Here is a 16211-nt window from a genome sequence, read left to right on the forward strand (position 1 = left end):
ACTACGCAGCCTTCGGTTGTTCGTTGCGTTCAATCAACCAAAGCAACACAGGGCTAGCAACGAAGATCGAACTGTACGTCCCGACCATCACGCCAATGACCAGCGAAAACGCGAACGCGTGAATCCCTTCGCCACCCAGTGCGTACAACAGCACGACCACCAACAACGTCGTCAACGAAGTCAACAACGTTCGGCTGAGCGTTTGGTTGATGCTATGGTTGACCATCTCGCTGGTCAGCTTCGGGGCCTTGCCTTTCGTCTCACGAATTCGGTCAAAGACCACAATCGTATCATTGAGCGAGTAACCGATGATGGTCAGTAGCGCCGCCACGACCGTCAAACTGATCTTGAAAGGATCGATCAGCAAGAAGCCAAGCGCGTCGGCCAACCAGTAGCTGATCGCGATCGCGCCCAAAGTGATCAAGACATCGTGAACCAAGGCAACCACCGCCGCCAGCCCGTACATGACGCGTTGGAACCGGAACCAAATGTAACCGATGATGCACAACAAACTGGCAAACAAAGCACCAAAGGCTCGACCGATCATGTCACCCGCCACTTGGCCGCCAACGCTGCTACTGCTGATCCATACCGGATCGCTGCCGAGCGTCTGCTTCACCTGCTCCATGACCTTGTCCGCTTGCTGATACTCCAGCGGCACCTTGACCTTCCATTTGCTAAAACCAAGCGACGACTCAGGACTCCAATCATCGACACCGTCGCCAAACGGAGTCAATTCGATGGAGCGATCGTTCAAGGGAACATTGACGGTCTCTGCCGCTTTCGTCAACGCTTCGACAAGCGTGCTCGCGTTGACCTTCGCTCCAGAGTCTTCGCCCTCAATACCAAGCTCGATCATGGACGTGCTAAACACCAATGTCTCGGCGGCGGACAGCTCACCGTTTTCGGAAGGGGCATCGGCCGCATCGCTTGTCGTCGCAGGGGCGAGTTGGGGCCGCATGACGGCCAACATGACCCCGTTTTCATCCGCCTCGGACCGTCGAATCCCGCGTGAGTTGAAGGAGGTATTCGGGTCCGCTGGGGTAATATCGATTTTGTAGGTCACCAAATTGACCGAGTCGCTGGCGGCAAATGCCTTTGCTATAGCGGCCTTGAGCTGGTCTACTTTTTCAAACGACGAATCCACTTTGTAAACCGTGTTGTCAGGGCTGGTGTCCATGCTGACGCCGTTGACGGTGTACTGGATCGCCTGCCCCTGGTCATCGACCATGGACGTACTGACGATTTGCCGAATCGTGTCCGTTTCGGTGGGTTGGTCAATTCGGAACTGCACCGAAGATCCTCCGGCAAAGTCAATGTCGAACATCGATTCACCACGAGCAAAAATCGAAGCGACTCCAATCGCAACCAACAATCCTGACGCCGCCAAGGCAAGCTTGCCTTTGCCCATGAAGTCAAAATCCCCTTCGCCCGCAAGCAGGGAGCGAAGCGAATTGACACCGTCGGACATGCTGAGGGTCAAGAAGCCTTTACGCTCTGCAAGATCGAAGAACGTGCGAGACATGTAGATCGCCGTGAACATCGAGTAAACGATCCCAAGGATCAAGGTGACGGCGAATCCACGAATCTGGTCGGTCCCGATCGCATACAACACGATCGCGGTGATCAGCGTCGTCAAGTTTGCATCGACAATCGTGACGGTGGCTTTCGCAAAGCCGTTCCGAATCGCCATCCGAGGCGCGGCTCCCTTCTTTAACTCTTCTCGAATCCGTTCAAAAATTAACACGTTTGCGTCGACGGACATGCCGACCGTCAAGACCAAGCCTGCCAAGCCCGGCAACGTTAACGGTTGATTGATCAACACCATCGTGGCAAGGATCATCGCGAGGTTCAGAATCAGCGCGATGCAGGCGACGATACCTGCGAACCGATAGTAGTAAAGGATGAACAGCAACACGATCAGCAAGGACGAACCGATCGCAAACACCCCTTTGTGAATCGTGTCCGCACCAAGCGTTGCATCGATTTGGTTTTCGGCAATCGGCTGGGGCGTCAGCGCCGCGGGCAATTGACCCGCCTTCAAAATTTGCACCAACTGATCGACTTCTTCGCGAGTGAAGTTGCCGGTGATTCGGCCTTCCTTGCGAATCGGCTGCAGGATATTCGGAGCCGACAACAGCGCGTCGTCCAACACAATCCCCAGTTGGCGCTGGCGGGTTCCCACCGGTGCATTGTTCGTGGTCAAGGCAAAGAACTTCCCCGAACCGGAATCGGTCAAATTAAACGCAACCGCAGGGGCCCCTTTCTGGTCAAACGTGCTCGCAGCGAACGCCAAATCTTCCCCTTTGACGTCCAAATCGGGATCGATGATCATCAACGTTTCGATGTTCTTCATCCCTTGGTCTTCAAGCCACTGAACGATCTTGAACTCACCATTCTCGCCACGCAGGTTCATCGGCAAATCGATCAGTTGGCCGGTCCGCGGATTGCGAACGATGGCATCGCCTACGTTGACTCGAAGCGGCCGGATGCCGTTGGTTTCGTTTTCTTCCCGGTCCACACGGACCCAAATTCCCGTGATTCGCCCGTCGACATCTTTGACATAGGAACGCACCCGATCGGCCTGAGCCGTCGATTCGGACTGTTCCGTGGCCAAGTCAATCATGCGTTGATGGTCGGCGCGGTTCGCAAGAATCGCGAAACGCAAAATCCCGGCCGTGTCGATCACCCCCTTGATGCGATCGACTTCACGCTGATCCACCTCGGGAACAATGATTTCAATCTGGCTTTCGCCATACGGGCGAATGACGATTTCCTGAGTACCACTCGGATTGATCCGTCGCGAAAGGGGCTCGATCAAATCTTCCGAAATGATCCGTTGACTGTTGACGCCATCCCCCGAAATGTTCTTACTCGAATCGATTTCGTAGACGAGAATCGTTCCCCCGCGTAGGTCAACGCCTAGACCCGGCAACTTGTTGAGCAGCACCACGGCGCTGGCGATGACGGCTAACAAGATGAAGCCAAATCGCGTGCCATAACTTGGCATTTTGAACGTTTTGGCGAGGAATCCGCCGAGCACAAAGGGCAGCACCAAAACGGCAAACGCAATCGCGATCGCTCCGTACTGCTGCCAGGAGATACCGCTGGTGACGCTTGAAGCCACCTCGCTGGTTTGGGCAAGAACCATGAAGCCATCGATCGCCTGAGGCAGGCTTTGGAGGGTTTGAGGAATAAAGGAGCAGTCCATCGTTTGTTTCTGCTGGTCAGGAGGAAATTAGTTCTTCGTCGAGGAATCCGCGTCCTTGCGGTCTGATTCCTTCGGATCTTTGACGACCGTCGAGATCGCCGTTCGATTGATTTTCAGTCTCGTGTTGCCGCTTTCGTCCACCCGAATGGTCACGACGTCGCTGTCAGGCGAAATCGAGACCACGGTGCCGTGGATTCCGCCCACGGTGACGATGCGGTCGTTTTTCTTCAAGGATGCCATCAACTTCGCTTCTTCGGCCTTGCGGCGTCGCTCGGGGGCGAGCAGCATCGTGTAGAAGAAAAAAATGATGACAATGATCGGCAATAGCGGATTGGCGAATAGTTTTTCGACAAACGTCAGCTCTTGGGCAGGCGCAGCCGCCTCCTGAGCCAACACGTTCGTGAGCAGGTAACCCAGCTCAACGCTGGGGGAGACAATCCGAGAAAATGCTTCGGCAATCAAAAATTCTGTGCCTTGCGTACTAGGCGTTTCGTTGCAACCCATGCCGGCACAACATCAGGACGGAGCCCACTTTAGGGCGCACCGGCGAATGGGGCATGATATGGAAGCGAAAAAAACGTCACAAGCCCAGCATCTTGACTTCCGAGCGGTTATCGTCGTTTATTGCCGGTTATTGATCGAAACCGATCCACGAAACGAGCTCGCTCTATGGAATCATCGCCGCTCGAACCCTTGATGTTGCCCAAATGGCCTCCGCAATCGGCTGAAATCGAATCCGCAGCCCTCGAATGCCTGAAAACCGGTGACTGGGGACGATATGACAGCAACGCCAAGCGAGAACTGATGGATCAGCTCTGCAACGCCTTTGCCGCAGAACATGTTCGACTTTGCTGTAGCGGCACCGCCGCAATCGAACTTTGTCTCCGCGCCGCCGGTGTCGGGCGTGGCGACGAGGTGATCATATCGGCATTCGATTACCCGGGAAATCTCCGCTCGGTCGAACTGCTGGGGGCTCGCCCCGTGCTGGTCAATGCGTCCAAAACGAATTTCGGCCCCGATTTGGAATCGGTTTCCCTCGTCGCTCATGATCGGGCCACAAACAGTGCCGTCCGCGCCGTGATCGCGTCGCATCTGTACGGTCACGCCAGCGAGATGGAGCATTTGAGACAAATCTGCGACGATCGGAACTGGACCCTGATCGAAGATGTTTGCCAGTGCCCAGGGATGGTCTACCCCAACCAAGCGGGGGATCCGGTGATCGCCAGCGCCTATGGCCACATCGCGACACTCAGCTTCGGAGGCAGCAAACCGCTTACCGCAGGCAACGGAGGAGCCATTCTGACCAGCGACCCACGATTGGCCGCTCGGCTAGCCTCCCTCGTCGACCGACCGAGCGACGCGTTTCCACTCAGCCCATTGCAAGCCGCGGTCCTAATCCCACAGATCAACCGGCTAATAGAAACTAATGTACACCGCCAGCGAGTGGCGCTTCGGATTGATGTCGAACTCAGACGGCGGGGGACCCCGATTCAGTGCCTGATCGAATCTGCCAGCGAGATCGAGCCCACGTATTACAAATTGGCGATGCTTGCCTCGTCTCGGTCCGACCGCGACGAGATCGTTCGCCGAGCGCATCAACAGGGAATGCCGATTGGCGAAAGCTTTCGCTCGATGTCCAAGGTCAGCGAGCGGCGTTGCCGCAAACCGGTACCGCTCGATCAGGCAGACGATTATTCGGATCGGCTCTGCCTGCTTGATCATCGGGCACTATTGATCGAGGAGGATCTCGTTCCACGGTTGGTGGACCGAATTGTGGCGGTCGTGGCAACATCAGTCGGGGATTAATGGAACCTGCCCCGTTCAAAGTGTCGCAGGGAAGTCACAAAAATCGCGGAAGGTCTTCACGACAACGCGATCGATGATTAAAACTGCGTACTTGTGAAGCCTCACCTCTATCCAGGTTGCCCTGCTATTGGGCTGCCGAATTCGAAGAGCTGGATACCCCCCAATGTTCTACCTGCTGATTTTGACCGTCGCTGCAAGTCGTTTTCTTCCTCATCCGCCGAATGTTGCCTGCGTCGCTGCCCTCGGCTTATTCGCGGGATGTTACATGCAGGGTCGACGAGCCTATTTGGTGCCGTTGGCGGTCATGCTATTGAGCGATCTTGCCGGCCAGATGCTGGGGATCCCTGGCCTGGGGTTCTACAACATGGTGACGATGTCGCTGGTCTACGCCGGTCTACTTGCCGCGGTGCCCATTGGACGCAAATTGGCAGGCTCGACCAACAAAAGCATGCTTTGGAAGGCTCCCTCCGCTTCCTTGCTGGCCACCACCCTATTCTTTCTGCTAAGCAACTTTGGCGTTTGGCTCGGAGGCTGGTATTCGCTGTCGGTCGCAGGTCTGGTCGCCTGCTACGTGAATGCGATTCCCTTTTACGGCCTCAGTGCTGCGGGGGACTTGTTCTTCACCGTTGCCTTGTTTGGCACCTATGAACTTTCGCGCCAGTGGAATGTCGCGAGCCTGCTTCGCCCCGCAACGGCTTAATCGACGGGCGTTCAGCTGCAGGTCACACGATTCGAAGTGTACTGGTTTTTGTCAGAGCTCACCTGTTCGGTGCTGCGACGGAGCAGACGCGTGAACTCCTAACACCGAGCGCACCCCTTGCGTTGTGCTCGATTGCCCAATCGTCAAAGTCATGCTTAACTTTGCGGGCTGTGTCGATTGCTCTCAATTCGCAGCCTCAATTCGTCTTCCGATCGTTCTAGATGTATCGACCAAACGGCCGATACCGCAAGTACCGCCGATGATCTTTCGCGCGATCAGCCACCCTGTGTGGATGACGAAAGACGGCATGGCGACACTTGCAATCGATCACAGTCATGCGACGAATGTTAAACGCAGCACCCCCCGCAACAAGTCGGCGCCGTGGCTTTTCTCTTCGTGCGACACGCCGAGCCTGCCTGCTTGCCGCCCTGATCAGCACGACGGGCTGTGGAGTCTTTGACCACATCAAACCGGGGCCCCACGATACCGTCGAGTCGTATCATGATGATTACGCGATGCGGATCGAATACCCCGAAGTCCACACCTGTTCAACGGCACCGTCCCAGGCGGCCCAGCAGACGACCGAACCGTTGTCGCTCGAAGACCCGTCAAAAATCCCCGCACTGGAAATGTCGCTCGACGAAGCGATCCAATTGGCGGTCCAACAAAGTTCCGTGCTGCGTTCCATCGGCGGCACCTTGGTGACCAACCCACAAACGGCGACCACCGTTTATGAACCAGCACTCGCGCACGCCAATCCGTTTTCAGGGACCGAAGCGGCTTTGTCCGCGTTTGACGCGCAGTGGACACAGCAACTGTTTTGGAACACCGTCGATCAGCCTCAGAACGTCAATTTTGATGGTGGGTTCGCCGGCCAATTCACACCTCGTGTTGCGCAGCAGACCCAAGCGACCTTCAACAGCGGACTCACCAAACAAACCGCACAAGGTGCCAGCTTCGCATTGCGTCATGTCATCAATTACGCATACAGCAACAATCCCCTTCGACGATTTCCAAGCGATTACGGCGGATACATCGAAGCCGAATGGCGCCAACCCTTACTGCAAGGTTCCGGTACAACCTACAACCGGATTGCAGGGCCCAATTCCGGGATCGGTCAATACAACGGCGTCTTGATCGCTCGAGTGAATGAAGATGTTGCACTGGCGGATTTTGAGCAAGCCGTCGTGACCCTCGTCTCCGATGTCGAAACCGCCTATTGGGATTTGGTCGTCGCGTATCGGATTCTTGAAGCCAACGTCAAAGGTCGTGATGCAGCACTGCAAACCTTCCAGTACCAACAAGTTCGACTCGAAGCTGGGGCGGGACGTAGCGATGAAGAAGCTCAAGCTCAATCGCAATACTTCCAATTCCGAGCAGCCGTTGAACAATCGCTCGGCGGGACATCCGGGCTTTATACTGCCGAACAGACTCTTCGCTATCTGATTGGATTACCGGCCACCGACGGCCGATTGATCAAACCAACCACCAAACCAACGGATGTCAAGGTGGTGTTTGATTGGGAGAGTGCCCTTGGCCAAGCGTTGACACGCCGAGTCGAGGTCCGTCGCCAGCGATTCAATTTGCAGCGTCGTGAAATGGAATTGACCGCTGCTCGCTTGAACCGCCGGCCCCTGCTCGACTTCCTCGGCAAATATCGGTGGCGTGGCCTCGGGGATGATCTGATTGGCGGCGGCGACAACGGCCAATTGGATAATTTGTACGACAGCATCACCAGTGGCGACTACCAAGAATGGCAAGCGGGCGTCGAATTCACCATGCCAGTTGGGCTGCGACAAGCGAGCGTTGCCTACGCTCACGCCAAGCTGAACTTGCAACGTGAGCGAGCCATTTTGGCGGAAACCGAATTGAGGGTCAGCCACGACCTCTCCGCTGCGGCACGCCAAATCACCTTAGCTCAGCAGTTGCTGGAAACCAATTACGATCGCTATCAATCCGACTTACGACAAGTCGATGTCTTGCGAAGACGCTACACCGACGGAACCGACAACATCAACTTCCTGCTGCAAGCACAACGTCAAGTCGTGATCAGCGAATCGTCTTTCTATCGTGCCTTAACCGATTACAACTTAGCCATTCGCGACTTCCATCGGCAAAAGGGCTCGCTATTGGCATACAACCAAGTCCAACTTGCTGAGGGCCAATGGGCTGCGGGTGCCTACCGCGATGCCTATGAAGTCGGCCGCTGTTTGACGCCACGTCTTCAACCGCAGGAAACCTGTGTTCCGAGACCGCTCACTCGCGGCCCGTTTGATCCATCGACTCCGCAACCGACCTCCGTTCCGCAAGGCATGCCCTATGTTCCAGACTCCATGCCGGCGGGCGACGAAGTCCTTCAAACGATGATGATCGATGAGAGCGAAACCACTTTGAAATAACTTTCACAAGCTGATTTGCGCAATCTTTCACAAGCAGAAACCCCAAAACGTGTTTGACTCTGTGTCAAATAACTTTAAGGTGAGTTGAACCGTGCAAGGGAATGCATGGACTTGCTCAATGGCAGGAAGCCCTTCCTCCTCTTGTGAACAAAGAGTTCTGTATGGTTGCTGTGAAGAGCGCTGCGGACTTCATGCGAAAGAAGTTAATCACGCTTGCACCGGAGTCCGATGTGATGGACAGCGTTGCACGCATGTTGAAAGACAACATTTCGGGCGCTCCCGTTGTCGACGCCGAGGGAAACTACTTAGGCGTATTTAGCGAAAAGTGTTGCATGAATGCCCTCACCCATGGCGTCGAAGTGGCCCACCATGCAGGCCTTCACTTGCCGCGTGTTCGAGAATTCATGACCTGCAAATTGGTAACCCTGACACCCGAAGTGGATGTTTTTGATGCCATCGATCACATCTTGAAGCGTCACATCTCCGGAGCTCCGGTCGTCGATGGCGCGGGCAAGTTTCTTGGGATCTTCTCGGAAAAAACAGCGATGCAAGTGCTGGTCGCTGCGCTGCATGATCGATTACCGGGCACGCACGTTCGATCGTACATGAACACCGACCAACAACGGATCGTTCACGAAGAGGACACACTGTTGCATGTCGCTCATCGGTTTCAAGAAACGCCGTACCGGCGACTCCCCGCTTTGAAAGGCGAAAAACTGGTCGGCCAAGTCAGTCGCCGAGATGTGTTGCGCGCCGAACATCGGATGGTGCTCGATGTGATTTCCCAGTCCCGCAAGTCGAGTGCGAGCGACGAATTGAAGCAGGCCGCCGAGCCACGACAAGTCGGGCCGTTTATGGACTGCGATGCGATGACGACCACACCCAACACCGACATGCTCGGGATCGCTCAGATGTTTCTCCATTCGCCCTACCGCCGCTTGCCGATTGTTGAAAAGGGGCGGTTGGTTGGCCAGGTGAGTCGCCGCGACCTGCTGGAAGCGGCGGCCGAGGTGCTGCGGCCCAAGCCTCAGCGGCGGGGAGCCGAAACCTTGTACCTCAGCGGTGTCGCGGGATCCGCACCACCATCCTTGGGGTAGCAGAACAGACGCCGACAGCGACCAATCGCCCCACGTCCGGTGTCGAACGGAGCGGGAGAGCGATATGCTAAAGGGATCCTTCCGGATCCCAAGTCCTGTTCCCCCATAGCATGGTCGTCATGTCCACTCGCGGTAAGATCGAAATCAGCACGGAGCTATTGCGGACGCTGCACCGAATCCATCGTCAATTGACCGATCTCCGCAGCCAGATTGCTCGTGGCCCCCGACAAATCCAAGCGGGCGAAACGATGGTCGCCAAAGCCGATGCGGACCGGCAAGCCGCTCATGACAAACTGCAAAAAGCAAAGATTGCCTCGGACGAGAAGCAGCTACAGCTGCAATCGCGAGAATTGAATATCGAAGAGCTCAAAGTCAAACTCAATGTCGCTGCCAGCAATCGTGAGTTTGCACTGCTGAAGGAACAAATTGCCGCGGATGAGCAGGCCAGCAGTGTGCTCAGCGATGAAATACTCGAAGGCCTCGAACGCATGGACCTGCTTGAAAAGTCGTTGGCGGACGCCCAGGAAGAACTTGAACGCCAACAGACCGAGCAGGCACAACGGGTCAGCGATGTGCAACAGAAGCTCAAGACGCTCCATAGCGAACGGGAGCGTGTCGAAGCGGAATTAGAAGTCTCCGAGCAACAGATTCCCGCCGTGATCAAGAGCGAATACAAACGCATCGCAGCCGCCAAAGGCGAAGATGCCCTCGCCCCCACCGAGGCCGATTCATGCGGGGGGTGCAACCAAACCTTGACGACCCAAGTCATGAGCACCCTGCACCTTTCGCAACTGGTGCGCTGCCCAAACTGCAATGCTTTTTTATACTTGCCTGAAGACCGACGCGTCCGCTAAGAGCCGTCGCAGCGAACCGAAGGGTGAACCACGGTGGTCGTCGGCGAAAAAAAACTCTTTTCCGCATAAATCGACAAAAAGTTTTCGGAGCACGCTTTGCCAGTCACTCCCCCCCTCAAGGTGCCAACGAACACGTCCATCCTCGTTTCGAACCGCTCCCAACGAGGCGGAAAAGAATGATTGTGGTCGGCATTGTGGGGGCACCGGCGGGCGGCAAATCAACCGTTGCAAAGTGCCTACAGGAACTCGGCGCGACTTGGATCAACGCGGACTTGGTCGCCCGCAACGTGCTGGAACAAGCACCGGTCCAAGCACAATTGCTCCGCCATTTCGGTCCACAAATTGCCGATGGGGATGGAAAAATCAACCGTTCCAAATTGGCTCAGCTCGTTTTCGGGGATGACGACGAAAGCCAGCGGGGGTTACAATACTTAGAGTCGGTGCTTCATCCGCCAACCCGGATCGAGATCACGCGAAGGCTTCGCGAAGCGGAATCCGCTGGGGTTCAGGTTGCCGTGTTAGACGTCCCGCTGCTTTTCGAATCGAAGTGGGACCGAAGCTGCGACGAGGTTTGGTGCGTCAAATCAACCTGGGCACACCGATTGCAGCGAGCACAACAACGAGGCTGGGATGAGGCCGAGCTTCGAAAACGAGAATCGAAACAGCTTGCGATGGAACAGAAATGCCGGCTCAGTCAGCGGGTTCTGACAAACGACCGAGGACTCGATGACCTTTGCTGCCAAGTTCGACAAAACTGGGACATATTGACTCACTCGGATGCTCACTATGTCACCGACGCACACTGCCAGGATCCTTAGCAAGACCGATGAGTTGAAAAGTTGCCGAGTTCAAACAGCGTTCGAAGCTGTTTTCGTCCCTGCAGCATTTTGAATAAGATTCCGCTTCCCAATTCCCCCCATCTCAACAACCAGCACTTCGCTCTTTTCCATCTCCCCCCCCTGCTCACTTCCCGCCATCACGTGGGACCTTACATCATGCAACCCAATCGGCCATCTCGCCCGCGAGATCAGCGTGGTTCGAGTGACAACAACGGACCGCGAGAGTATCGCAATTACCGACGTCAAAACGACCGACCTCGTCATCCCGACAAAGAGGTGGATCAGCGTATCCGTGAACTGGACGCGGAACGCGACCCGCTATCGCTGCCCGAAGAGATCGTCAGCGAAGCAAACAAGTGCGGCGAGAAAGTTGGCATTCCCAGTGCCGATCACGACACACCGCAGCTTAACATCGCTCAGTTGCAGCGGATGCCAATCGAAGAATTGAACGAGATCGCGGCCCGCGAGGGGATTGCCGAGGTCAAAGGGGGGAAACAGGAGCTGATCTTCAGCATCTTGAAGCACCGCATGAAGGCGGGCGGCTTGATGTTCGGCGAAGGCACGCTCGAAATCCTGCCGGATGGTTTCGGGTTCTTGCGTAGTGCCGACTACCACTATGTATCGTGCCCAGACGACATCTACGTTTCGCCGAGTCAGATCCGACGCTTCGGCTTGCAAACCGGCAGCCATGTTGCGGGTCAAATCCGGCCTCCGAAGGAAAACGAACGCTACTTCGCTCTGCTGCGAATCGAAGCGATCAACCGTTTGGATCCGATGCAGCGTCAGCACCAAAAGCCGTTCGATGAGTTGACGCCTTTGCATCCCAACAAGCGGATCATGATGGAGCATGACAGCAAAGAATGGAGCACACGTGTGGTCGACATGTTGACCCCGATCGGGTTTGGTCAACGCGGTTTGATTGTCAGCCCACCGCGAGCGGGCAAGACAATTCTGATGCAACAACTTGCTCGTGCCGTACTGGCCAACTATCCCGAAGCCTATGTCTTTGTGTTGCTGATTGACGAACGCCCCGAAGAGGTCACCGATATGGAGCGCGAAGTGCGCGGCCCCCAATGCGAGGTGATCAGTAGCACGTTCGATGAACCCGCCCAGCGGCACATCCAGGTCGCACAGATGGTGATTGAGAAAGCCAAGCGGATGGTCGAAGCAGGAACCGATGTCGTGATCTTCTTGGACTCGATCACACGACTCGCACGCGCGCACAACAGCGACGGCGAATCGACTGGCAAACTACTTAGCGGGGGGTTAGACGCGGGGGCGCTGCAAAAACCAAAGGCCCTGTTCGGATCGGCGAGAAAGGTCGAAGAAGGGGGGTCGCTGACGATCCTTGCAACCGCCTTGGTCGATACCGGCAGCCGTATGGACGACATCATCTTTGAAGAATTCAAGGGAACGGGGAACCTGGAAATCGTACTCGATCGTACCTTGGTGGATCGAAGGGTCTGGCCCGCGATTGACATTGGCAGCAGCGGAACGCGGCGAGAAGAAATGTTGATGGACCCCGAAGAGCATCGTCGCATTTCCGGTCTTCGCCGAGCAATCGCCGGGTTGGCACCAGCCGATGCGATGCAGAACCTGCTGACCCAACTTCGTAAGACGCAAAACAATGCCGAATTTTTGATGAGTTTGAAGGATGTCGATTGAACGAACGGGACTCGATGGCAAACTGCCAAAGGGACGAATCGCGATCATCGCAAGTCGCTACAACCCTGCAATTTGTGATTCGTTGGTCAAGGCCGCCGTCGCAACCCTCTGCGAAGCGGGCGTTGATTCGCAAAGCATCGTCGTCGTCAGGGTTCCTGGCGCCTGGGAATTGCCGCTGGTGGCTCGTAAAATGATCGACAAAGCAAAGGTGATCGGGGTGGTCACCCTGGGCTGTGTGATCAAAGGCGAAACGACCCACGATGAACACATCAACCGGGCAGTCAGCTTGTCACTGATGCAACTGTCGATCGAAACGCGGATCCCGATCGGATTTGGCCTCTTGACTTGCAACACCGTGGAACAAGCGTTGCAGCGAAGTGGTGGGAACGTTGGCAACAAGGGCGAAGAAGCCGCCGGAGCCGTGATCGAGATACTGCGGCTCGATAGCCAACTGTAAGCAACGTCTTTGCAGCGATCGTGGATTCTTGATGCCGATTCCGTTTGCCCCTAATCGGCGCGTGACCCGTTTGCTTCTAGAATCGTTGCACCGTCGAAGTTGCGCGGTGCTGATTCCCGTTTCCTCTGTTTGAAGTTGTTAGGTTCGAATGTCCACTCGCCGCCGCGCCCGCGAGATCGTATTGCAACTGCTGTACGAAGCGGACATCAATGACGCTCGTGAAGAGGACGCTGCGATGCAGTTCATCCGATCGCGACTTCAAGGCCGAAAAGCTTTAACGGTGTTTGCTCATCAGTTGCTCGTTGGAACGCTAAAAAACCGCGACGCCATTGATGTCCAGCTCTCTAAATTGGCGACCAACTGGACGCTACCACGGATGGCGGTGACCGATCGTAATGTGCTACGGCTGGGGGCATACGAAATCCTCTTCGCGGACACACCCGGCCGCGTCGCTGTCAACGAAGCGATCGTCCTCGCCAAACGTTACGGCGACAAGAACAGCCCTCGCTTCGTCAACGGGGTCCTCGACCGACTCTACAAGGATCTCGCGGGCCAGCCGCAAGCGGACAAGCCGACTTAGACGAGGTGCGAGCGGACGCCGGATCACTGACGGCCGGGACGCTCAAAAATCCAACACCATCTCGTCCTCGGCCAAGATGACTTCGGCGGCGCATTCTCGTCGTACCCCGTCGATGCCAATCGGATCCTCGGAGGTTTCCATCGGATTGATGTGGGTCAGCAACAACTTCTTTGGCAAAACCTGCTTCGCAATCTCCGCCACGCGACTGGTCCAACTATGTCCGGTCTTTTTCGCCCACTCGGCATGCGCATCTCGAAAATAGCATTCATGCATCAACAGATCACAGTGCTTGGACCATTCAATCGCCTCTTGCGTCCTGTCGCCCGTGGTATCGGAAACGTAAATCAACTTCTTCGCAGGCTGTGACCATTGAACCGCGTAGGCAACCGACCCGCCGGGGTGGGTTTGCGGACGCCAAGAGACGCGGGCGTCACCAATCGAAAACTCCACTTGATCGTCAATCGCGACCCACTCCGCATCGATTTGGGCGGGAAAGATCAACTCGCTAAAGAGATGCTTGCGGACCGCGTCGATCTTTTTCTGCTCCCCCCAAATCCGGCACCGTTTCACCGGACGTTGATGGAACACGTCCAACAAAAAGGTCAATCCGACGATGTGATCCAAATGGGCGTGACTGAGCAAAATATCGATCGAATCGGTCTCGATTAGCCCGGGCAATCGAAAAACCCCTGATCCGGCATCCAGCAGGATCCCCGATTCGGGCAAAAAATAGCAGGACGTGTGCCGCCGAGCGTTGGGATGATAGCCGACCGTGCCAAGGCAATGAAGTCGCATCGCTGTCGGTTCTCCGCAAGAAAAAGTCTAGATTTCGGCGCTCGGCCGACCCCATTGTAATCGCTCGGAGGATTGACCCCAATGCGGACTCACCCGTTTGCGGGGCACTTGCCAGAGAAGATAGTTTTGGATATTGTTTTTTTTCTCATCGCTAGCCAATCGACGCGGATGTGGCGGAATTGGCAGACGCGCTAGATTCAGGTTCTAGTGGCCGCAAGGTCGTGGAGGTTCAAGTCCTCTCATCCGCACTCGGTCTTTACGGGGTTTTCGCTCATTTGGCGAAGACCCCTTTTTTGATGCTTGGCGGGTTTTGATGCTTGGCGGGCACGTGAAGTGATTGTTCTTGCTTTACAAATGCGTTGCTAGCCGAACCATCGAGGTGGTTTCGCACGCAAGGGTGCCCAGAAGACTAAGTGAAAGGGATAGCAGAATCGTTGCTTTCAGTAAGGTGCATATTTTTCTCCGGATTCGTTCTTTGTAGGGGGCGAGTCGGAAAAGGCAATCAGTCTTTCTTGGTGGGATCGGTTACGCGTCCGACAAACAGGATTGAGCCGGACTGGCGATCTCGAATCAAGAAAGCGAAGGGATGATCAACGTTAAAAAGTGCCGGGGGTGGTTGAACGCTCGTCGCGCGAACCCCACCGATACCGGTGACTGCGGCGGCGACGGTCCCTTCTTCATCCACCTTAATGACAGCTTTATGGATCACCGTCGAAAGTTTGATTCGTTCATCATGGGTAAGACCGGAAAAGTCCGCGCCATCTGTAAATGCATTCGACAACCCCATTTTGGAAAGGTGTGGGATCAGATTGTAGTTGGTGTTTAATTCAAACTTTGGCAACGTCACGATGGTTGCGTGTTTACGCTTTGCCTTGGAAAGTAGACCGTTCAAGGTTTCGACATCCAATTGTTCGAGCATGGTTGCCAACCCGTCATTGGCGGTAGGCAACAGAATGACCATTTCGACTCGCTGGGTCTCTTTTCCGTATGGCAGAATCCCCAGGGTCAATCCGTCACCCGCAACCGTTTGCATTCCCATCTGCTTCCTCATCATGGGAACATCCGTCGTCTTTCCGTCCATCAATACAAAGGGGCATGGCCGCGTGGCATGTTCAGAAAACGCATTGGCCCAGGACCCTTTGAAGTGAATGGCACTTGCCAGGAACATCAGCGTCTCTGCATCGACCGTCTCGCGGGATGCAAGATCGCGTATCAGTTCGTTGGTTGAATTGGACACCCAATCATTGATCGCACGGATTGATTCATTTTGTTGGTGCTTGAAATCAAGCTGACTGAATCCGGCAAATCGACTGGTAAGGGAAGCCGCATAGTCGGGACGAAGTTCCAGCCCGGCGCGGAGCCAAAGGTGAGATGCCATTTTGATATCCGCGCCCATTTGATCCTGGTCGTTCATCATCTCGATGAAGGGACGATACAACGTCGAAACGTTGGCATCGCGATACAGTAGCGATTGAAACTCTTCGCGTGTTTTGCCACGACTGCCGGACTCAAGAAGAGCCAGTGCCATATGAATGTTCACGGGCGAACAGAACACGTTTTTGTCGTCTTCCTTGCTCAGCCGACGCAAAAAATCGATAGACAATCGGTTCTGTTCGGTCACAAGCGGCGTAAAATCAACGGGGTCGGCGTTGGCTTGCTCGGAGGTCGATTGGGCCGCAATGATGGTCAGCGGCAGCGTGACGAGAGCAAAGAACAGGCCAAACGCAATAGGATTGACGCGGAAACACATCCGATGAAGTGTCTGGAAAGGGAAACGAAACATGATGAAAATCCTAACGGGATTCGAG

13 protein-coding genes and 1 tRNA gene are annotated in these 16211 nt (G+C 55.4%); 10 read left to right on the plus strand and 4 right to left on the minus strand.

What is annotated here, in order from left to right; translation table 11 throughout:
- Position 1: 1 nt before the first annotated feature.
- Positions 2–3211, minus strand: coding sequence for a protein translocase subunit SecD (secD, locus tag Poly41_RS02990; RefSeq protein WP_146524412.1), 3210 nt, complete (start codon positions 3209–3211; stop codon positions 2–4).
- A gap of 27 nt (positions 3212–3238) precedes the next feature.
- The gene (gene yajC, locus Poly41_RS02995) at positions 3239–3673 is read right to left on the minus strand and encodes a preprotein translocase subunit YajC (RefSeq protein ID WP_231615352.1); all 435 of its coding nucleotides are present in this window, start codon (positions 3671–3673) and stop codon (positions 3239–3241) included.
- 207 nt (positions 3674–3880) lie between these two features.
- Here yajC and Poly41_RS03000 point away from each other — a divergent pair, with 207 nt between their 5' ends.
- From Poly41_RS03000 to nusB, 9 genes are all read left to right on the plus strand, one after another.
- The gene (locus tag Poly41_RS03000) at positions 3881–5017 is read left to right on the plus strand and encodes a DegT/DnrJ/EryC1/StrS family aminotransferase (RefSeq protein WP_146524414.1); all 1137 of its coding nucleotides are present in this window, start codon (positions 3881–3883) and stop codon (positions 5015–5017) included.
- A gap of 163 nt (positions 5018–5180) precedes the next feature.
- Positions 5181–5717, plus strand: coding sequence for a DUF6580 family putative transport protein (locus tag Poly41_RS03005; RefSeq protein ID WP_146524415.1), 537 nt, complete (start codon positions 5181–5183; stop codon positions 5715–5717).
- Between the two features lie 335 nt (positions 5718–6052).
- Positions 6053–8116 (plus strand): TolC family protein, encoded by a 2064-nt coding sequence (locus Poly41_RS03010; protein ID WP_231615353.1) that lies wholly within the window; start codon positions 6053–6055, stop codon positions 8114–8116.
- 161 nt (positions 8117–8277) lie between these two features.
- A complete protein-coding gene (locus Poly41_RS03015; RefSeq protein WP_197231028.1) occupies positions 8278–9213 on the plus strand; it encodes a CBS domain-containing protein in 936 nt (311 codons plus the stop codon).
- Positions 9214–9332: 119 nt separating this feature from the next.
- Positions 9333–10067: a zinc ribbon domain-containing protein gene (locus Poly41_RS03020; RefSeq protein ID WP_197231029.1), complete on the plus strand. Its 735-nt coding sequence runs from the start codon at positions 9333–9335 to the stop codon at positions 10065–10067.
- A 176-nt stretch (positions 10068–10243) separates the two neighbouring features.
- Positions 10244–10885, plus strand: a complete 642-nt coding sequence (gene coaE, locus Poly41_RS03025) for a dephospho-CoA kinase (protein ID WP_146524418.1) — start codon at positions 10244–10246, stop codon at positions 10883–10885.
- Between the two features lie 177 nt (positions 10886–11062).
- On the plus strand, positions 11063–12571 hold the full coding sequence (rho, locus tag Poly41_RS03030; RefSeq protein ID WP_146524419.1) for a transcription termination factor Rho: 1509 nt from the start codon (positions 11063–11065) through the stop codon (positions 12569–12571).
- Positions 12561–13028 carry a 6,7-dimethyl-8-ribityllumazine synthase gene (gene ribH, locus Poly41_RS03035; protein ID WP_146524420.1) on the plus strand — a complete coding sequence of 156 codons (468 nt, stop codon included), beginning with the start codon at positions 12561–12563 and terminating at the stop codon, positions 13026–13028. Before rho ends, ribH begins: the two co-directional genes overlap by 11 nt.
- Positions 13029–13176: 148 nt before the next feature.
- The gene (gene nusB / locus Poly41_RS03040; protein WP_146524421.1) at positions 13177–13608 is read left to right on the plus strand and encodes a transcription antitermination factor NusB; all 432 of its coding nucleotides are present in this window, start codon (positions 13177–13179) and stop codon (positions 13606–13608) included.
- 42 nt (positions 13609–13650) lie between these two features.
- Here nusB and Poly41_RS03045 read toward each other — a convergent pair whose 3' ends face one another.
- A complete protein-coding gene (locus Poly41_RS03045; RefSeq protein ID WP_146524422.1) occupies positions 13651–14403 on the minus strand; it encodes an MBL fold metallo-hydrolase in 753 nt (250 codons plus the stop codon).
- 164 nt (positions 14404–14567) lie between these two features.
- Here Poly41_RS03045 and Poly41_RS03050 point away from each other — a divergent pair.
- Positions 14568–14651, plus strand: a tRNA-Leu gene (locus tag Poly41_RS03050).
- Between the two features lie 254 nt (positions 14652–14905).
- Here Poly41_RS03050 and Poly41_RS03055 read toward each other — a convergent pair.
- Positions 14906–16186 (minus strand): serpin family protein, encoded by a 1281-nt coding sequence (locus tag Poly41_RS03055; protein WP_146524423.1) that lies wholly within the window; start codon positions 16184–16186, stop codon positions 14906–14908.
- Positions 16187–16211: the final 25 nt, after the last annotated feature.

It is taken from the genome of Novipirellula artificiosorum, from assembly GCF_007860135.1.
Lineage (GTDB): Bacteria > Planctomycetota > Planctomycetia > Pirellulales > Pirellulaceae > Novipirellula_A > Novipirellula_A artificiosorum.

What these genes read in the sequence shown, in the direction of transcription:
- Poly41_RS03005 (WP_146524415.1), top strand. Translation starts at nt 5,181, where the DNA reads ATGTTCTACCTGCTGATTTTGACCGTCGCTGCAAGTCGTTTTCTTCCT.
- rho (WP_146524419.1), top strand. Translation starts at nt 11,063, where the DNA reads ATGCAACCCAATCGGCCATCTCGCCCGCGAGATCAGCGTGGTTCGAGT.
- Poly41_RS03015 (WP_197231028.1), top strand. Translation starts at nt 8,278, where the DNA reads ATGGTTGCTGTGAAGAGCGCTGCGGACTTCATGCGAAAGAAGTTAATC.
- nusB (WP_146524421.1), top strand. Translation starts at nt 13,177, where the DNA reads ATGTCCACTCGCCGCCGCGCCCGCGAGATCGTATTGCAACTGCTGTAC.
- Poly41_RS03010 (WP_231615353.1), top strand. Translation starts at nt 6,053, where the DNA reads ATGCGACGAATGTTAAACGCAGCACCCCCCGCAACAAGTCGGCGCCGT.
- Poly41_RS03020 (WP_197231029.1), top strand. Translation starts at nt 9,333, where the DNA reads ATGTCCACTCGCGGTAAGATCGAAATCAGCACGGAGCTATTGCGGACG.
- ribH (WP_146524420.1), top strand. Translation starts at nt 12,561, where the DNA reads ATGTCGATTGAACGAACGGGACTCGATGGCAAACTGCCAAAGGGACGA.
- coaE (WP_146524418.1), top strand. Translation starts at nt 10,244, where the DNA reads ATGATTGTGGTCGGCATTGTGGGGGCACCGGCGGGCGGCAAATCAACC.
- Poly41_RS03000 (WP_146524414.1), top strand. Translation starts at nt 3,881, where the DNA reads ATGGAATCATCGCCGCTCGAACCCTTGATGTTGCCCAAATGGCCTCCG.
- Poly41_RS03055 (WP_146524423.1), bottom strand. Translation starts at nt 16,186, where the DNA reads ATGTTTCGTTTCCCTTTCCAGACACTTCATCGGATGTGTTTCCGCGTC.
- secD (WP_146524412.1), bottom strand. Translation starts at nt 3,211, where the DNA reads ATGGACTGCTCCTTTATTCCTCAAACCCTCCAAAGCCTGCCTCAGGCG.
- Poly41_RS03045 (WP_146524422.1), bottom strand. Translation starts at nt 14,403, where the DNA reads ATGCGACTTCATTGCCTTGGCACGGTCGGCTATCATCCCAACGCTCGG.